Annotated in this window: 15 protein-coding genes; 11 read left to right on the top strand and 4 right to left on the bottom strand. The window is 64.5% G+C overall.

Going from position 1 to position 17,356, the window contains the following annotated elements; translation table 11 throughout:
• From gcvA to ACGTNG_RS01545, 5 genes are all read left to right on the top strand, one after another.
• On the top strand, window positions 1–903 hold the full coding sequence (gcvA, locus tag ACGTNG_RS01565) for a transcriptional regulator GcvA (protein ID WP_394575072.1): 903 nt from the start codon (window positions 1–3) through the stop codon (window positions 901–903).
• A gap of 318 nt (window positions 904–1,221) precedes the next feature.
• Window positions 1,222–1,533 carry a hypothetical protein gene (locus ACGTNG_RS01560; protein ID WP_394575070.1) on the top strand — a complete coding sequence of 104 codons (312 nt, stop codon included), beginning with the start codon at window positions 1,222–1,224 and terminating at the stop codon, window positions 1,531–1,533.
• A 20-nt stretch (window positions 1,534–1,553) separates the two neighbouring features.
• Window positions 1,554–2,762: a M24 family metallopeptidase gene (locus ACGTNG_RS01555; protein WP_394575069.1), complete on the top strand. Its 1,209-nt coding sequence runs from the start codon at window positions 1,554–1,556 to the stop codon at window positions 2,760–2,762.
• Window positions 2,763–2,827: 65 nt separating this feature from the next.
• Window positions 2,828–3,586 (top strand): creatininase, encoded by a 759-nt coding sequence (locus ACGTNG_RS01550; protein WP_394575068.1) that lies wholly within the window; start codon window positions 2,828–2,830, stop codon window positions 3,584–3,586.
• Between the two features lie 82 nt (window positions 3,587–3,668).
• Entirely contained in the window at window positions 3,669–5,357 is a 1,689-nt protein-coding gene (locus ACGTNG_RS01545; protein ID WP_394575067.1) for a BCCT family transporter, read from the top strand.
• Window positions 5,358–5,494: 137 nt separating this feature from the next.
• On the opposite strand, the gene ACGTNG_RS01540 is transcribed toward ACGTNG_RS01545, so the two are convergent.
• Window positions 5,495–6,358, bottom strand: coding sequence for a LysR family transcriptional regulator (locus ACGTNG_RS01540; protein WP_394575066.1), 864 nt, complete (start codon window positions 6,356–6,358; stop codon window positions 5,495–5,497).
• Window positions 6,359–6,631: 273 nt separating this feature from the next.
• On the opposite strand from ACGTNG_RS01540, the gene glyA reads away from it, so the two are divergent.
• The 6 genes from glyA (at window position 6,632) to purU (ending at window position 14,257) form a co-directional block, all read left to right on the top strand.
• Window positions 6,632–7,951 carry a serine hydroxymethyltransferase gene (glyA, locus tag ACGTNG_RS01535; protein ID WP_394575065.1) on the top strand — a complete coding sequence of 440 codons (1,320 nt, stop codon included), beginning with the start codon at window positions 6,632–6,634 and terminating at the stop codon, window positions 7,949–7,951.
• Between the two features lie 38 nt (window positions 7,952–7,989).
• Window positions 7,990–9,240, top strand: a complete 1,251-nt coding sequence (locus tag ACGTNG_RS01530) for a sarcosine oxidase subunit beta family protein (protein ID WP_394575064.1) — start codon at window positions 7,990–7,992, stop codon at window positions 9,238–9,240.
• Between the two features lie 11 nt (window positions 9,241–9,251).
• On the top strand, window positions 9,252–9,626 hold the full coding sequence (locus ACGTNG_RS01525; protein WP_394575063.1) for a sarcosine oxidase subunit delta: 375 nt from the start codon (window positions 9,252–9,254) through the stop codon (window positions 9,624–9,626).
• A complete protein-coding gene (locus ACGTNG_RS01520) occupies window positions 9,623–12,685 on the top strand; it encodes a sarcosine oxidase subunit alpha family protein (RefSeq protein ID WP_394575062.1) in 3,063 nt (1,020 codons plus the stop codon). Before ACGTNG_RS01525 ends, ACGTNG_RS01520 begins: the two co-directional genes overlap by 4 nt.
• A complete protein-coding gene (locus ACGTNG_RS01515) occupies window positions 12,678–13,328 on the top strand; it encodes a sarcosine oxidase subunit gamma (RefSeq protein ID WP_394575061.1) in 651 nt (216 codons plus the stop codon). The genes ACGTNG_RS01520 and ACGTNG_RS01515 overlap by 8 nt, the downstream gene beginning before the upstream one ends.
• Before the next feature lie 62 nt (window positions 13,329–13,390).
• Complete coding sequence (purU, locus tag ACGTNG_RS01510; protein ID WP_394575060.1) at window positions 13,391–14,257, top strand: formyltetrahydrofolate deformylase; 867 nt, start codon at window positions 13,391–13,393, stop codon at window positions 14,255–14,257.
• A gap of 85 nt (window positions 14,258–14,342) precedes the next feature.
• Here the strand turns inward: purU and ACGTNG_RS01505 are convergent, their stop codons facing one another.
• The 3 genes from ACGTNG_RS01505 to ACGTNG_RS01495 form a co-directional block, all read right to left on the bottom strand.
• Window positions 14,343–15,029: a hypothetical protein gene (locus ACGTNG_RS01505; RefSeq protein WP_394575059.1), complete on the bottom strand. Its 687-nt coding sequence runs from the start codon at window positions 15,027–15,029 to the stop codon at window positions 14,343–14,345.
• A gap of 113 nt (window positions 15,030–15,142) precedes the next feature.
• Window positions 15,143–15,853: a response regulator gene (locus ACGTNG_RS01500; RefSeq protein WP_394575058.1), complete on the bottom strand. Its 711-nt coding sequence runs from the start codon at window positions 15,851–15,853 to the stop codon at window positions 15,143–15,145.
• The gene (locus ACGTNG_RS01495; protein ID WP_394575057.1) at window positions 15,850–17,289 is read right to left on the bottom strand and encodes an ATP-binding protein; all 1,440 of its coding nucleotides are present in this window, start codon (window positions 17,287–17,289) and stop codon (window positions 15,850–15,852) included. Before ACGTNG_RS01495 ends, ACGTNG_RS01500 begins: the two co-directional genes overlap by 4 nt.
• Window positions 17,290–17,356 lie beyond the last annotated feature (67 nt).

Below are 17,356 nucleotides of genomic sequence, written 5' to 3'. Positions count from 1 at the left end.
ATGCGCCGACTGCCCCCCCTCAACGGCCTGCGCGCCTTCGAGGCCGCCGCCCGCCACGAGAGCTTCGCCGCCGCCGGCACGGAGCTTCATGTCACCGCCTCGGCGGTCAGCCAGCAGGTGCGTGCCCTGGAGGCCTGGCTGGAGGTGGCGCTGTTCGCCCGACATGCCCGCGGCCTCGAGCTGACCGAGGCGGGGGAGCGCTACCTGCCGGAGCTCAGCGAGGCCTTCGACCGGCTGGAGCAGGCCACGCGCGTGCTGCAGAGCCGCGAGGCCGGCCAGGTACTGACCCTGAACGTGACCCCGTCGCTGGGTGCGCAATGGCTGGTGCCGCGGCTCTGGGAGTTCAATGCGCGCCACCCGGAAGTCGACGTGCGCATCGGCGCCACCGAGCGCAACGTCGACCTGCGCCGGGAGGACGTCGATCTGGCGGTGCGCCTGGGGCCGTCGCGGGAGGCGGGCGTGGTCTCCGAGCTGCTGCTGCGCGAGACCCTGGCGCCGGTGTGCGCGCCGGCGCTGCTCGAGGGCGAAGGGGCGCTGGCCGAACCTGCCGACCTCGGCCGCCAGCGGCTGCTGCACATCTTCGACCCGCACCCCGGCCCCCCGGTGACCGGCTGGCGCGAGTGGCTGGCGATGGCCGACGCGCCCCAGGTGGACGCCCGCTCGGGGCCGCGCTTCAGCGTCTGGTATCTGGCGATCATGGAGGCGGTAGCCGGGCGGGGCGTGGCGCTGGGGCCCTTCAGCCTGGTCCGCGAGGAACTCCGGGCGGGGCGGCTGGTGGCCCCCTTCGAGCCCTGGCTGCCGGCCGGTGTCGACTACTACCTGGCCTACCGGGCCGATGCCCTGGGCAACCCCGCCCTCGCGGCCTGCCGCGACTGGCTGCACGAGCTCTGCGCTCGGGAGTGAGGTGAGCCTCACTCCCGAGCGCCTCCCTCAACGGAACCCATCCAGCCAGCCCAGCCCTCTTGAGCGTCGTCGGCGCTTCGTTCGATTTCCCCACCAAAGCCCCCGCGGGTCGTGTTGCTTTCCCTGCCAGCCGGGGGAGGCGATCGACGACGGTGGATAAGCCCCCGACCCGCGAACCGATGCGAAGAGGCGGGGGAATGGCACACGCACCACGGAAAATTCTCGGCATTACCCTCACCAATGGGCCGATTTGCACTAGTCATTGGTATTGCCTCGCGCCGCTGGCCATATTCTTCGATACCGGCAGGAGGTCACGTCATGAAACATTGGAGATTGGTCTTGCGCATGGCGACCGCTTGCGAAGCGCCACAAGACATCAGGATGTTGAAGCGCGATATCGAAACCTTCATGCGAGTGGCGGAGATCTATGAGGTGACTTGTCTCGGGATTCGTATGTTGGGCGTCGATTTTCTCGCCGACGATCACGAATTCGGTCACATCATGAGGCTGGTGAAAATTCTCGAGGCCAGATATCGACTCTCCATCTTGCAGTTCAGCGAACTGAAGGATGAGAGTGGGCCTGGAATGACAATAAAGATCGGTTACAAACCCGCGGCAATTGTCGCTTGAAAGACGAAGGAGATAACAAGATGCAACTTCCATCGCTGATCGAGATTCCCAACGGTGACAAGGTCGTACCCACCTTCTCTGACGCCGAGATGCAGAGTCGTTTGGATCGTTTACGCCAGTATATGGCGGCCGAAGGTGTCGAGGCCGTGGTATTGACCTCGTATCACAACATCAACTACTTCAGCGACTTCGTCTACTGCAAGTTTGGCCGCGACTACGGCCTGGTGGTGACCCAGGATCGCTTTACCACCGTGACCGCCAACATCGACGGCGGGCAGCCGTATCGCCGCAATCGTCTGGGCGACAATATCGTCTACACCGACTGGCAGAAGGACAACTTCTTCAAGGCCGTCAAGCAGCTCTGCGAAGGCAAGCGTCGCGTCGGCATCGAGTTCGACCACATGACGCTGCAGAACAAGCAGAAACTCCTCGATGCGCTGGGTGACGTTGAGCTGGTCGACGCAGGGGTGCCCACCATGCAGATGCGCATGGTCAAGTCGGCCGAGGAGATCGCGCTGATTCGCCAGGGCGCCCGCATCGCCGACGTGGGCGGCGTGGCCGTGCGCGATGCCATCTACGCCGGTGTGCCGGAGTACGAAGTGTCGCTGGCCGGTCAGGCCGCCATGGTGCGCGAGATCGCCAAGACCTACCCCAACAGCGAGCTGATGGATACCTGGGTCTGGTTCCAGTCCGGTATCAACACCGACGGCGCCCATAACCCGGTGACCAGTCGTCGCGTGCAGCCGGGCGATATCCTGAGCCTGAACACCTTTCCGATGATCTCGGGCTACTACACCGCGCTGGAGCGCACCCTGTTCCTCGGCCATGCCTCCGACGAACACCTGCGGCTGTGGGAGGTGAATTGCGAGGTTCATCGCCGCGGCCAGGAGCTCATCAAGCCTGGCGTGCGTTGCTGTGACATCGCCCACGAGCTCAACGAGATCTTCGCCAAGCATGACCTGCTCAAGTACCGCACCTTCGGTTACGGCCACTCCTTCGGCACCCTGAGCCACTACTACGGCCGCGAGGCGGGTCTGGAGCTGCGCGAGGACATCGAGACCGTGATCGAGCCCAACATGGTGGTCTCGATGGAGCCGATGATCACCGTGCCGGAAGGGCAGCCCGGTGCCGGCGGCTATCGCGAGCACGATATCCTGGTGGTCAACGAGCATGGGGCCGAGAATATCACCGGCTTCCCGTATGGCCCGGAGCACAATATCATCAAGTAATATATTGACTACAAAGGGGGAGCTCTGCTCCCCCTTCTTGACGATAACGTGCGGGGAGAACCGAGATGAGCAGTGTCAAGATAGAGAACCTTGACTGGGTAACCTACCAATCGCTGACGGAAAGTGGTCAGTGCAGAATCATCCTCCCGGTGGGGGCTATCGAGCAGCATGGGCCCCATATGTCGCTTAACCCCGATGTGCTTATTCCCGGCCATATTGGCGAGAAAGTGGCGGAAAGAAGCAGCAAAATGCTGGTCGCACCCGCCATAAGCTATGGATACAAGTCACAGGTGAAGTCCGGAGGAGGGAACTTCTTTCCCGGCACGACCTGCGTATCAGGCGCCTCGCTGGAAAACTATGTGTTCGATGTGCTGCAGGCCTATGTCAACCATGGGAATCGAGAATTCATCCTGATCAATGGCCACTTCGAGAACTCCATGCACCTCTGTGAGGCCGCCGATAGGCTGGTCAACAAATGCAAGGGGGAGGGCATTTCGATCAAGATCTACCTGCTCTCCTACTGGGACTTCATCAGCGAGGAGACCATCGAGCAGGTGTTCCCCGACGGTTTCACAGGCTGGGCCGTTGAGCATGGCGGCGTGCTGGAAACGTCGATCATGCTCAAGCTTCACCCTGAGCTCGTCGATATGTCGAAGGCTGTCGACGTGAAGCCGGCCACCTTCCCTCCCTACGATGTCTTTCCCCCCGATCCTTCCTGGGTAGCACCATCCGGGACCCTGTCGTCTCCGCTCAAGTCGACGCCGGAGAAGGGAGAAATGATTCTTGAGGAGTGTATATCGGGAATCGTGTCGCACTTGAACTGATTCACTGTCATGGGCCCCGAACCACCCTCGGGGCCCGAGATGTCAGGGATGATGCCAAGTACAATAATAGCGAGGTATCAAGATGTCAGATAAAGAACCGGTAACGGTCCCACGATTCACGGGACGAGACCTGCCCCCCCTCGGCCGACTGGTCATCCAGTTTGCCCCTCCCATCGCCATCATTGCGCTGATCCTGATGGTACTTCGTAACCCCGATGGCGTTGCCTCGGTCATCTTCGACATGAGGACCTATGTCACGGGTGGCTTCACCTGGCTGTTTATCCTCTATTCGCTCTTTGCCGTCGCGGTATGCGGCTGGCTGGTGTTCAGCAAGGTCGGAAGCCGGGTCAGGCTGGGCGGCCCCAAGGCGAAGCCCGAATACAGCAACTTCGCCTGGTACTCGATGCTGTTCGCCTGTGGTCAGGGGATCGGCCTGATCTTCTGGTCAGTGGCCGAGCCCATCATGCTGCGTGACTCCAGCCCGGTCTTCGAGGCAATGGAAGGCAATGTGGCGGGCGGTGGTATCGTCTGGGCATACTTCCACTGGGGCTTCACCGCCTGGGCCATGTACTGCGTCGTCGCGGTGTGTCTCGCTTATTCGCACCACAATCTGGGCAAGACCCTTACCTTCCGCGAGGCGACGGTGGATCTGCTGCCGCGTTGGGCGCGTGGTGGTGCGGGTGTGGTTGTCGAATTGCTTGCTATCATGGCAACCATCCTGGGGCTTTCTACCTCCTTTGCCTTTGCGGCTATGCAGTTCACTGCGGGTCTCACCTCATTCACCGGCGTGACCTCCGGGCCCACCATCTGGCTGTTTGTCATCGTGGGTCTCGGTACCGCCGCGGCCATATCGGCCTTCTTCGGTATCAGCAAGGGAATGCGCCTGATCAGTGAGACGAACTCGATCCTGAGTGTCGTGCTGGTGGTGGCCGCCTTCATCTTCGGCCCGACGCTGTTCATCATCTCCAATATCACCCAGACCTTCGGCTCCTACTTCACGAACTTTGTTCCCATGAGTTTCTGGACCGATGCCCCGAGCACGGCCGAGCCTCTGACCTCCTGGCAGCAAAGCTGGAATGGCTGGTGGACCGTGTTCATCTGGTGCTGGGTCATTGCCTTCTCCCCCTTCGTGGCCGGCTTCATCGCCAGGATCTCGCGTGGTCGCACGCTGCGTGAATTCGTTATCGGTGTCACCATCATTCCCTCATTCATCGTCATGCTCTGGATCGGCGTTCTCGGTTCCGCAGCCATCTATTATGACGACAAGAGCGGCCGTGGTATCTCCGATGCGGTGAATGCGGATGTCGCCAGCGGGCTCTTTGCGATGCTGGAATCCATACCGGTGGTGGGTAGCCTGCTGCTTGTCGTGGCAACGGTTCTGGTGGCTACCTATTACGTGACATCGCTGGATGCCGGCACCTATGCCCTGGCGGACTTTGTTTCCGCACCGAAGCGCGCAGGCGCCTGGTTCCGCGTGGTCCTGGTGCTCAGCATCGGCGCGGTGGCGACGGTACTGCTCACCCTGGGCGGCAGTGGGGTGGTCGATACGGTTCAGACCGGTACCATCATCGGAGCCTTCCCCTTTTCCATCGTGATTCTGCTGATGATCGTGAACACCATACGGCGCCTTAGTAGTCGAGACAGGGCGACCAGGGAGCTGGAAATGGTGGTCAACGATCCCGATCCCGATGTAGAACTCAAGGTTAACGAGGAGGGGGATATCCGAACGGTATCCGCCAGCGAAATGAAGCCGGGGGCGTTGAGCTCCTGATGCCAGACTGTCCATCACTCCTGTCGATAAGCTCGCTTGGCGATGGGATGGTGGGTAGCCGTTAGCAGAAGGCAGGTGGCCCGACAGCCGATTGTTATCGCTGTCGGGCCACCTGCCTTCGACGGTTCTGGAGTGGGCTAGATATTGGCGATTCCCGTCCTCAGGAAATCGAGCACATGGCGGGACGCGACATTTAATTCGGGCTCCTTGTAGTAAAGGCCGATGCAGACACGCTCCAGGCCAGGCAGCGAATCCGTGTTTACGGCATGCTTGAGGTGGACAGGAATTACGGAACTGGCCATGGCGGTGATGCCAAGTCCCTCCTCCACGGCAGAGAAGATGCCTAGCAGGCTGGTGCTGGTATACATGAACTGATAGGGGTGCTCCTGGCTCTGCAGGGCCTCCTCCATCATCGAGCGATAGATACAGCCATGAGGGTAGGCAATCAGGGGAAGCGGACTATCTGTTTCGCGGACCAGATGGTCTTCCTTGAACACCCACTCAAGTTTTTCCAGGCGATAGTCGCGAGAGTCTCTATCTTCATGCTCCTTCTCGCGCTCCATGGCCATGGCAATATCGTAGTGTCCCTTCTGGTAGCGCTGGAGAATGACCTTGCTGATCTCGCAGTCGACCTCGACGATGATGTTGGGATAAACACGCGAAAGTTTTCTTAATGCCTTGGGAAGAAAAGCTAGTTCGAAGTCGTTGGGAATGCCAAGTCGAACTTTTCCTGAGATATTTTCGCCTCTTACCTTGGCGATGATCTGATCATTGATTTCCAGTATTTTTCTGGCCGAATTATATAGATATTCTCCGTCTTCTGTGAGCTCAAGGCTGGCGCCTCTAAGGAAGATCTTGGTGCCAAGGATCTCTTCCAGTTTCTTTATTTGCAGGCTGATAGCGGGTTGTGATCGGCCCAGTAGCTCGCCAGCGCTGGTGAATCCGCCGAGGTCATTGATAGTCACAAAGGTTCTTAGAAGATCAGTAGGAATGTTGGTCATCTTGGCAAAATCTCATGTTCTATCAAGCTATCGGCCCTTCGAGAAGTGCCGACTTCAGTAAGTGGCGAGACACTAGCAGGTAATCTGAGCATCTGAATGCATCATGACACCATTATCGTGGCAGTAAAACGGGAGGCTGGGTACGCCTTGTGCCAGAGAGACATGCTGTGTGGCGGTTATCCACGCATAAGGATTTCAAATTTTTCCTTCTTGTGGGTTGGCGATAGATTCGAGCTACACCTCGCCCGACATCGATAACAACAGGAGTCAGTCATGAACCAGGTAGGTCTCGCCAACTTCGATTCCCAGATCGCCGCCGCTATCGCCGACGAGGTGATCCGCCAGGAGGCTCATGTCGAACTGATCGCCTCCGAGAATTATGCCAGCCGTGCGGTGATGGAGGCCCAGGGCACCCAGCTGACCAACAAGTACGCCGAAGGCTATCCCGGCAAGCGTTACTACGGTGGCTGTGAGCACGTCGACGTGGTGGAACAGCTGGCCATCGATCGCGCCTGTGATCTGTTCGGTGCCGACTACGCCAACGTTCAGCCGCACTCCGGCGCCCAGGCCAATGCCGCGGCGTTCATGGCGATGGTCAAGCCCGGCGACACCATCCTCGGCATGAGCCTGGCTCACGGTGGCCACCTGACTCACGGGGCCGCGCCGAACTTCTCGGGCAAGCACTATCATGCCGTTCAGTATGGCCTGAACCCGGAGACCGGTGAGATCGACTATGAGGAGGTCGAGCGCCTGGCGAAGAGCCACAAGCCCAAGCTGATCATCGCCGGCTTCTCCGCCTATGCGCGGGTCGTCGACTGGCGTCGTTTCCGCGCCATCGCCGACGAGGTCGGCGCCTGGTTCATGGTCGACATGGCCCACGTGGCCGGGCTCGTTGCCGCCGGTCACTACCCGAGCCCGGTTCCCCATGCCCATGTGGTCACCACCACCACCCACAAGACGCTGCGCGGCCCGCGCGGTGGCCTGATCCTCTCCGCCAGCGGCGACGAGGCGCTCTACAAGAAACTCAACGGCGCGGTCTTCCCGGGCCAGCAGGGCGGTCCGCTGATGCACGTGATCGCCGCCAAGGCGGTGGCCTTCAAGGAAGCCATGAGCCAGGAGTTCGTGCGCTACCAGCAGCGCGTCATCGACAACGCCCGCGCCATGGCCGGCGTGTTCCTGGAGCGCGGCTATGACGTCGTCTCCGGCGGCACCGACGACCACCTCTTCCTGGTCTCGCTGATCAAGCAGGGCGTCACCGGCAAGGACGCCGACGCGGCACTCGGCCGTGCCCATATCACCGTCAACAAGAACGCCGTGCCCAACGACCCGCAGAGCCCCTTCGTGACCTCCGGCCTGCGCATCGGCACCCCGGCGGTGACCAGCCGCGGCTTCGATGCGACCGAGTGCAGCGATCTGGCCGGCTGGATCTGCGACATCCTCGATGTCCTGGCCGAGCGCGGTAATACCAGTGCCGTGGAGGACGAGGTGCGCGAGAAGGTGGCCGCGCTCTGCGGACGCCACCCGGTCTATGGCGAATCTGCCGCCACGAATCGCCAGACCCCTGCCCAGGCCGATGCCGCGTCAGCGGTCTGATCGCCTTAACGATTCCGCAGCGGCTTCAGGAGAGAGACATGCAACGCTATTCAGGCTTCGGGCTGGCCAAGCACGCACTCAGCCACCATGAGAACTGGCAGCGCCAGTGGCGCAATCCCACCCCCAAGAAACAGTACGACGTCATCGTCGTCGGCGGCGGCGGCCATGGCCTGGCCACCGCCTACTACCTGGCCAAGAACCACGGCATCACCAACGTGGCGGTGCTGGAGAAGGGCTGGCTGGGGGGCGGCAATACCGCGCGTAACACCACCATCGTGCGCTCCAACTACCTGTGGGACGAGGCGGCACGCCTCTATGACCATTCGCTGGATCTGTGGAAGGGGCTGTCCCAGGACCTCAACTACAACGTGATGTTTTCCCAGCGTGGCGTGATGAACCTGGGCCACACCCTGCAGGACATGCGCGATATCCAGCGCCGGGTGCATGCCAACCGGCTGAACGGCGTCGACAGTGAGGTGATCACCCCCGACCAGATCAAGGAGATCGTGCCGGTCATCGACACCTCCAAGCGTGCCCGCTATCCGATCCTCGGCGCCTCCTGGCAGAAGAGCGCCGGCGTCGCGCGTCACGATGCGGTGGCCTGGGGCTACGCCCGGGCGGCGGATGCCCTGGGGGTGGATATCCTGCAGAACACCGAGGTCACCGGCTTCAAGATTCACGATGGCCAGGTGTATGGCGTGCACACCAATCGCGGCGATATCGAATCCAAGACCATCGGCTGTGTCACGGCAGGCAACTCCGGCGTGGTGGCCAAGATGGCCGGTCTCACGCTGCCGCTGGAGTCGCATCCGCTGCAGGCGCTGGTCTCCGAGCCGCTCAAGCCGGTGCTCGACACCGTGGTGATGTCCAATCACGTGCACGGTTACATCAGCCAGACCGACAAGGGCGACCTGGTCATCGGCGCCGGCATCGACGGCTACAACGGGTACGGTCAGCGCGGCAGTTACTCCACCGTGGAGCACACCCTGCAGGCCATCGTCGAGATGTTCCCGATCTTCTCGCGGGTGCGCATGAACCGCCAGTGGGGCGGCATCGTCGACACCTGTGCGGATGCCTGCCCGATCCTCTCCAAGACCAGGGTCAAGGGGCTGTTCTTCAACTGCGGCTGGGGCACCGGTGGGTTCAAGGCCACCCCGGGCTCCGGGCACATATTCGCCGCCAGTCTCGCCAAGGGCGAGATGCATCCCATCGCCGCGCCGTTCTCCATCGACCGCTTCAATACCGGTGCCCTGATCGACGAACATGGCGCCGCCGGCGTCGCGCACTAAGGAGAAACACGATGTTCCATATCCATTGCCCTTATTGCGACGAGTACCGCGATGAAGAGGAGTTCCATCCCAAGGGACAGGCGCATATCGCGCGCCCCGAGGACCCCGATTCCTGCACCGACGAGCAGTGGGGCGACTACCTGTTCTTCCGTGACAACCCGCGGGGCATCCACCACGAGCTGTGGGTGCACGCGATCGGCTGCCGCAAGTTCTTCAACATCACCCGTCACACGGTGAGCTACGAGATCCTCGAGACCTATCGAATGGGGGAGCAGCCTCGCTTCAGCGCCGAGCACCCCGAGGGTAAGTCCGCCGAGCAAGGGGCTGCCGTGAGCGTCGCCGAAGAGGTGGCAATGGTCGCAGGTCAGGAAGGAGTCAAGGCATGAGTCAGTCGAATCAGCCGAATCGTCTTCGCCAGGGTGGGCGCATCGATCGCGCTCGCACCCTGAGCTTCACCTTCAACGGCAAGCGCTATCAGGGCCATGCCGGTGACACCCTGGCCTCGGCACTGCTGGCCAACGGGGTGGATCTCGTCAACCGCAGCTTCAAGTATTCGCGTCCGCGCGGCATCGTCGCCGCCGGTGCCGAGGAGCCCAATGCGCTGGTCCAGCTGGGCAGCACCGAGGCGGCCCAGGTGCCCAACGTGCGTGCCACCCAGCAGGCGCTGTTCGAGGGCCTCACGGCGCAGAGCACCAACGGCTGGCCGAACGTGCAGCGCGATGTCATGAGCCTGGTCGGGAAGCTGGGCGGGCGCTTCATGCCGCCGGGCTTCTACTACAAGACCTTCATGGCCCCGGCCTCCATGTGGATGACCTACGAGAAAGTCATCCGCAAGGGAGCGGGCCTGGGTCGCAGTCCGATGGAGAACGACCCGGATAGCTATGATCACCTCCACCAGCATTGCGATCTGCTGGTGGTCGGTGCCGGCCCGGCGGGCCTCGCCGCGGCGCTTACCGCCGCCCGGGCCGGTGCGCGCGTGATCCTCTGCGATGAGCAGGAGGAGATGGGCGGTTCGCTGCTGGACAGCCGCGAGCTGCTCGACGACCGGCCGGCCGCCCAGTGGGCCGAGCAGGTGATCGGCGAGCTGGTCGAGAACGACAACGTCACCCTGCTGCCGCGCACCACGGCCAATGGCTATCATGACCATCACTTCGTGACCCTGCACGAGCGGTGCACCGAGCATCTCGGTGAGACCGCGCCGACGGTCGACGGTTACCGGCCCCCGCGCTCCCGCATGCATCGGGTGCGCGCGGGACAGGTGCTGCTGGCCACGGGGGCCCATGAGCGTCCGCTGGTCTATGGCAACAACGATGTGCCGGGGAACCTGGTGGCCGGTGCGGTCTCCACCTACATCCGCCGTTACGGCGTGGTGCCCGGTAACAGGCTGGTGCTCTCCGTCAGCAATGACCACGCCTATGGCGCCGCCCTGGACTGGATCGATGCCGGCCGCGAGGTGGTGGCCATCGTCGATGCCCGCAAGGCGCCGGACGGTGAGCTGGTCGAGCAGGCCCGGGCCAGCGGCATCCGCATCATCGAAGGTTCGGCCGTGCTCGAGGCCAAAGCAGGGAACGGAAAGCGCGGCAGTCGCGTCAGCGGCGCCCGGGTCGCTACCATCGACGCCGAGGCCTTCACGGTCACCGGTCAGGCCGAGGTCCTGGAGTGCGACACCATCGCCAGCTCCGGCGGCTATAGCCCGGTGATCCACCTGGCCTCCCACACCGGTGCGCGGCCGACCTGGGACGACGAGATCCTCGGTTTCGTGCCCAGCCTGGTGAAGGGCGTGCATGCCGCCGGCAGCGCCCGTGGTGTGCATGACCTGGCCGCGGCCCTGGCAGACGGTGCGGCCAAGGCGCGTGAGGCCCTGGCCGCGCTGGGCAGGTCCGCGAGCGCCATCGAGCCGCCCCGGGCCGCCGCCATCCGCGAAGGCAAGGCCTGTGCCCTCTATCAGGTGCCCCACGAGAAGCCGACCCTGCGGGCGCCCAAGCAGTTCGTCGATATGCAGAACGACGTCACCGCGGCGGCCATCGAGCTGGCCACCCGAGAAGGCTTCGAGTCCATCGAGCACGTCAAGCGCTACACCGCCATGGGCTTCGGCACCGACCAGGGCAAGCTCGGCAACATCAACGGCATGGCCATCGCGGCGCGCTGCCTGGGCAAGTCGATTCCCGAGGTGGGCACCACGGTATTCCGGCCCAACTTCACGCCGGTCACCTTCGGCGCCATCGTCGGGCGCCACTGCCGCGAGCTGTTCGACCCCGAGCGCTACACCGCCCTGCACCAGTGGCACGTGGAGCAGGGGGCCGAGTTCGAGGACGTCGGCCAGTGGAAGCGCCCCTGGTACTTCCCGCGCAAGGTCAACGGCAAGCTGGAGACCATGGGCGAAGCCGTGGCCCGCGAGAGCCTTGCGGTGCGGACCGGCGTCGGCATCCTCGATGCCTCCACCCTGGGCAAGATCGATATCCAGGGGCCGGATGCCCGGGAGTTCCTCGGACGCGTCTACACCAACAAGTGGGCCAAGCTGGCACCGGGACGGGTGCGCTACGGCCTGATGTGCAAGGACGACGGCATGCTGATGGACGACGGCACCACCAGCTGCCTGGGCGAGAACCACTTCCTGATGACCACCACCACCGGCGGGGCCGCCGGCGTGATGGAGTGGCTGGAGCTGTGGCACCAGACCGAGTGGCCCGAGCTTGATGTGTACTTCACCTCGGTCACCGACCACTGGGCGACCATGACCGTGACCGGCCCGGATGCGCGCAAGCTGCTGTGCGAGATCACCGATATCGATCTCGACAGGGATCAGTTCAAGTTCATGGACTGGCGCAACGGCAAGGTGGCCGACGTCCCGGCGCGGGTGTTCCGCATCTCCTTCACCGGGGAGCTGGCCTACGAGATCAACGTCCAGGCCCACTACGCCATGCACGTCTGGAAGACCCTGTTCGAGCACGGCAAGAAGTATGACCTGACGCCCTACGGCACCGAGACCATGCACGTGCTGCGTGCCGAGAAGGGGCTGATCATCGCCGGTCAGGATACCGACGGCTCGGTCACCCCCGAGGACCTGGGCATGTTCTGGGCGATCGGCTACGACAAGCCGTTCGCCTGGATCGGCAAGCGCGCCCTGACGCGTCCGGACACGGCGCGCAAGGACCGCAAGCAGTTCGTGGGGCTCAAGCCCGTCGACCCGAAGGTGGTGCTGGAAGAGGGCGCCCATATCGTCGTCGACAAGGACCAGCCCATCCCCATGGACATGCTGGGCCACGTGACCTCGAGCTATTACAGCCCGAACCTGGAGAGCGGCTTTGCCCTGGCAGTGATCAAGGGCGGCCGCGACCGCATGGGCGAGACGCTCTATGTGCCGATGCCGGACGGTCAGGCCCATGAGGTCGAGGTCGTCAGCCCCGTCTTCATCGATCCCAAGGGAGAGCGTCAGCATGTCTGATATCACTTACGGCAAGGTTGCGACCTTCAACACCCATCCGGACGCCTCGATTCCCATGGAGTCACCGCTGTCCGTGGCGTTCAACACGGGCAGCGTGCCGGCCGCGACACCCGGCAGCCGGGTCCTGCTCAAGGAGCAGGCCTTCCTGGGCCATCTGATCCTGCGCGGTGGTGCGATCGTCCTCGATGAAGCCGTTCGCAAGGTGCTGGGCATCGGCCTGCCCGGCCAGCCCCTGGGGCTGGCGCTGGATGCCAGCGGCGAGCGCAGCGTTCAGTGGCTGTCGCCGGATGAGTGGCTGGTGATCGTGCCGGGTGGCGAGGAGTTCGAGCTCGAGCAGCGGCTGCGCGACGCCCTGGGCGATGCCCATTATGCCATCGTCGATGTCAGTGGCGGCCAGACCCTGGTCTCCCTGGAGGGGGAAAAGGCCCGCGAGCTGCTGATGAAGTCGACCCCCTACGACGTCCATCCGAGCCGCTTCCCGGTGGGCAAGGCGGTCAGCGTGGTGTTCGGCAAGTCCAGCCTGATCCTGCGTCGTTCCAGCGAGGAGCGCTATGAGCTGGTGCTGCGCAGAAGCTTCGCCGACTACCTCTATCGCTGGATCCGGGATGCCGGCGCCGAGTATGGCATTGGCGTGGCAAGGTGACAGCTGAGGTCTAATAGTGAAGAGAGGGCCGGCGTAAGCCGGCCCTTTTCGGGAGAGACGAGATGCAAGATAACAAGAACCGCTGGATCCTCGCGGCCCAGTGCCCGAGCCGGCTCGGCACCGTGGACGTGGTCACGCGCTTCCTCAGGGAGAGCCGCTGCTATATCACCGAGCAGCACTCCTTCGACGACCGGCAGAGTGGGGGCTTCTTCATCCGCACGGAGTTCCGGCCCGAGGCCGAGGGCTTCGATGCCGAGGCCTTTGAGGCCGGCTTCGCCGAGCGCGCCGCCGAGTTCGAGATGATCTTCGAGCTGACCCCGCCGGGACGCCGCATGCCGGTGGTGATCATGGTCTCCAAGGCCGACCATTGCCTCAACGACCTGCTCTATCGCTACCGCATCGGCCAGCTGCCCATCGAGATCCGCGCCATCGTCTCCAACCATCCGGACCTGGCGACCCTGGCGGAGTGGCACGCCATTCCCTATCACCACTTCCCGATCACGGCCGAGACCAAGGCGCAGCAGGAAGCCCAGGTGTGGCAGGTGGTCGAGCAGAATGGCGCCGAGCTGGTGATCCTGGCGCGCTACATGCAGGTGCTCTCGAGCGACATGTGCGAGAAGCTCAACGGCCGCGCGATCAATATCCACCATTCGCTGCTGCCGGGCTTCAAGGGCGCCCGGCCCTACCACCAGGCCTACGAGAAGGGCGTCAAGCTGGTCGGCGCCACCGCCCATTACATCAACGATGACCTCGACGAGGGCCCGATCATCACCCAGGGCGTGGAGCCGGTAAGCCACACCGACTACCCGGAAGACCTGGTCGCCAAGGGGCGCGATGTCGAGTGCCTGACGCTGTCCCGGGCCGTCGCCTTGCATGTCGAGCGTCGCGTCTTCCTGGATGCCGGTCGCACGGTGGTGTTCGACCGATAGTCATACGGCCGACGGGTCTCGCAACGACAGCGCCCGGCACGTGGCCGGGCGCTGGGTTGGGTTGAGGCGGGCAGACGTGCAGGGCTCAGTCGTCGAGAGTCTCTCCCTTGCCGCTGTCCTTGCCGCCGTCGTGGCCTTGGTTCTCCAGGCCAGGGCGAGGGCGCGGTTCGAGCGCCTCGCGCATCTCGGCGAGCTGCTCGTCGCTGAGGATTCGACCGAGCGCCTCCTGATGGCTTTCGCGCAGTTCCCGCATCGCCTCGCGCCGCGCCTGGGGTGAATCGAACTCGCGGCCGCGCAGATCCTGCATGTCGGTGTAGATCGCCTCGCGGGCCTCGCGAAGCGATTCGCGCTCGGCATCGGAGAGCTCCCAGGTGTCGACCAGCGCGCTCAGGCGCTGCTGCATGGCTTCGCGGTGCTCGGCGCGCCGCGCTTCGCGATGCTCGTCGCGGAGTTCCCGGCGCGCCGTGGTCAAGGCCTCGCGCTGCTCGTCGTCGAGGATCTCGTCCATGCGCTGGCGGTGCGATTCACGGAGTTCCTGAAGGGCCTCGCGGTATTCCCGGCGGGCCTTTTCCAGCGCCTGGCGCGTCTCTTCGTCGATGCCGGCACGTTCGAAGAGGGCCTGGCGGCGTTGCTCGTGCTGCTGACGATGATCCTCGCTACCGCCGTGCTGCCAGCCTTCCTGGGGCGCGGCGCTGGCGGACAGCGCTAGAGGCGCGATGGCGACGGCGAGCAGGGCGGGAGCCAGTAGGGTACGGGTGAAAGAGCGTTTCATGGCAGTTCTCCTTGGTTGACGCTGCCAGTCTCGTCGCCCAGGGTGCAGCCGGCATGTAGCGACGGTGCAAAAGCCATGAATCCGCCGGCTTTCCCATTCTAGCCCTTCGGCGCCTACTCCTCCGGCTGGTACTTGTAGCCGACCCCGTAGACCGAGCGGATCACCTCGCGTTCCGGCCAGGTCTCGGCGATCTTGCGGCGCAGCTTCTTGATGTGGCTGTCCACGGTGCGCTCGGAGACGATGCGATGGTCGCGGTACATGTGATCCATCAGCTGCTCGCGGGCGAAGATGCGCCCGGGCGACTGCATCATCACCTTCAACAGCTGGAACTCCACCGCGGTCAGCCCCAGGTCACGCCCGTCGGCCAGTGCCCGCCAGCCCTCCTCGTCGAGGACCAGGTCGCTGCCGCCGCCGGGGGCGGGATCATGGGCCGCCCGGCTGCGCCGCAGCACGGCCTTGATCCGTGCCACCACCTCCCGGGGGCTGAAGGGCTTGCAGATGTAGTCGTCGGCACCCAGCTCCAGGCCGAGCAGGCGATCGACCTCCTCGACCCGGGCGGTGAGCATGACGATGGCGATGTCCGGCCAGCGTTGGCGCACCTCCCGGCACAGCGTCAGGCCGTCGGTGCCCGGCAGCATCAGGTCGAGCAGGATCAGCTCGGGGCGTGTCGCGCGGCCCTCGAGCCAGGGCAGCACGGCATCGCCGTGGGCCAGGTGGTGGCTGGTGAAGCCGCTGCCCTGCAGGTAGTCGGCGACCAGACGCGCGATCTTGGGTTCGTCCTCGACGATCAGGATCGGGGTCGTATCGGCCTCGTGAGTATTCATGCGGCGTCCTCCCTGGACGAATGGTCCTGGATGGCGGTGAAGGTCAGGGTCCAGCATAGCCCGCCGAGCGCGGAGGGCGAGGCTACCATCTGGGCGCCGTGGGCGCGCGCCAGGGCGGTGGCGATCGAGAGCCCCAGGCCGCTGCCGCCGCTGGCGCGACTGCGCGACCCTTCGACCCGATAGAGTCGCTCGGTGAGCCGCGGCAGGTCGGCCTCGGGCACCCCGGGGGCGCTGTCCTCCCAGGTCACCCGCACCTCGCCGGCGCGGCAGATGAGGCGCACGCGCAGTCGCCCCGGCGAGCGGGTGTAGGCGCAGGTGTTGTCGATCAGGTTGTTCCACAGCTGTCGCAGGCGCTGGACGTCGCCGCGGATCCAGGCCGGCCCCTCTATCTCGCGCTCCAGGCGGATGCCGCTGTCGTCGAGCCAGCCGACGGCCTCGTCGAGCCGTGTCGCGAGGCTCTCGGCCAGGTCCAGCGGGGCCAGCTGAACCTCCAGGGCGCCGGCATCGCTCTGCGAGAGCAGCCGCAGGTCGGCGACCAGGCGCTCCAGTTGGCCGACCTCCTGGGCCAACGAGTGCAGGTTGTCCGCGTCCAGCGCGCGAATGCCGTCCTGCATCGCCTCGATCTCGCCGCGCAGCACGGCGAGCGGCGTGCGCAGCTCGTGGGCGATGTCCGAGACCCAGCGGCTACGCGCCTCGCGGCTGGCCTCCAGGGTCGCGGCCAGCACGTTGAAGTCGTGGGCCAGGCTCGACAGCTCGTCGCGGCCGTGTTCGGCCAGGCGGGTGCTGTAGTCGCCCTCGATCAGGCGCCGGGTGGCCTGGGCCATGCCGCGGGTGCGCCGCCCCAGCCACCAGGAGAGGCCGCCGGCCAGCAGCAGCGAGGCGAGGCCCAGGGCGGCGACGATGATCCCGAGGTTGCGCTGCTGGCGGGAGAGGAAGATGCGATCCATGCGTGCCATCAGCTGCTGGGGCGGCCGATAGCCGAGCATGCCGACCTCCTCGCCGTCGCTCTCGATGGGTAGCCAGCGCAGCTCCGCCGCCTCCTGGTCGCCGTCCGGGGGCAGGCCGATCACCGGCAGGCCGCCGGCATCGTGAAGCACGAAGTCCTTGGGATCGCCCAGACGACGCTCGATGCCCTCCGGCGGCGGGGCATCGCCGGGCCACAGCTGGCGGCGCACCAGGCGATGCCAGGCGCGCGGCGACTGGCGCAGCCACTGCCAGTCGCCGCGGCGCGACCACTCCTCGGCGAGCCCCGTGGCCAGGGTCTCGGCTCGCCGGGTCTGGGTCTGGTCGAGGTAGTCGATGAAGCCCCGGTCGAGGCTGCGCGAGACCGCCAGGAACACCAGCCCCGAGATGGCCACGTTGACCACCAGGATGATCGCGAACAGCTTGATGCCGAGCCGGGACACGGCCGGGGTGAAAACGCGCCGTAGACGCATGCAGGGCTCCGCTGGCGGGATGAAGGCAAGATGCCGCATCCTATCATCGGCGACCGCGATGGAGGCA

This window comes from Halomonas sp. B23F22_3 (assembly GCF_043496965.1).
Taxonomy (GTDB): domain Bacteria; phylum Pseudomonadota; class Gammaproteobacteria; order Pseudomonadales; family Halomonadaceae; genus Halomonas.
This window is presented reverse-complemented; position numbering and strand designations above follow the sequence as displayed.

Excerpts from the sequence above, each read along its gene's own strand:
- gcvA (WP_394575072.1), top strand. The coding sequence starts at position 1 with ATGCGCCGACTGCCCCCCCTCAACGGCCTGCGCGCCTTCGAGGCCGCC.
- ACGTNG_RS01560 (WP_394575070.1), top strand. The coding sequence starts at position 1,222 with ATGAAACATTGGAGATTGGTCTTGCGCATGGCGACCGCTTGCGAAGCG.
- ACGTNG_RS01555 (WP_394575069.1), top strand. The coding sequence starts at position 1,554 with ATGCAACTTCCATCGCTGATCGAGATTCCCAACGGTGACAAGGTCGTA.
- ACGTNG_RS01550 (WP_394575068.1), top strand. The coding sequence starts at position 2,828 with ATGAGCAGTGTCAAGATAGAGAACCTTGACTGGGTAACCTACCAATCG.
- ACGTNG_RS01545 (WP_394575067.1), top strand. The coding sequence starts at position 3,669 with ATGTCAGATAAAGAACCGGTAACGGTCCCACGATTCACGGGACGAGAC.
- ACGTNG_RS01540 (WP_394575066.1), bottom strand. The coding sequence starts at position 6,358 with ATGACCAACATTCCTACTGATCTTCTAAGAACCTTTGTGACTATCAAT.
- glyA (WP_394575065.1), top strand. The coding sequence starts at position 6,632 with ATGAACCAGGTAGGTCTCGCCAACTTCGATTCCCAGATCGCCGCCGCT.
- ACGTNG_RS01530 (WP_394575064.1), top strand. The coding sequence starts at position 7,990 with ATGCAACGCTATTCAGGCTTCGGGCTGGCCAAGCACGCACTCAGCCAC.
- ACGTNG_RS01525 (WP_394575063.1), top strand. The coding sequence starts at position 9,252 with ATGTTCCATATCCATTGCCCTTATTGCGACGAGTACCGCGATGAAGAG.
- ACGTNG_RS01520 (WP_394575062.1), top strand. The coding sequence starts at position 9,623 with ATGAGTCAGTCGAATCAGCCGAATCGTCTTCGCCAGGGTGGGCGCATC.
- ACGTNG_RS01515 (WP_394575061.1), top strand. The coding sequence starts at position 12,678 with ATGTCTGATATCACTTACGGCAAGGTTGCGACCTTCAACACCCATCCG.
- purU (WP_394575060.1), top strand. The coding sequence starts at position 13,391 with ATGCAAGATAACAAGAACCGCTGGATCCTCGCGGCCCAGTGCCCGAGC.
- ACGTNG_RS01505 (WP_394575059.1), bottom strand. The coding sequence starts at position 15,029 with ATGAAACGCTCTTTCACCCGTACCCTACTGGCTCCCGCCCTGCTCGCC.
- ACGTNG_RS01500 (WP_394575058.1), bottom strand. The coding sequence starts at position 15,853 with ATGAATACTCACGAGGCCGATACGACCCCGATCCTGATCGTCGAGGAC.
- ACGTNG_RS01495 (WP_394575057.1), bottom strand. The coding sequence starts at position 17,289 with ATGCGTCTACGGCGCGTTTTCACCCCGGCCGTGTCCCGGCTCGGCATC.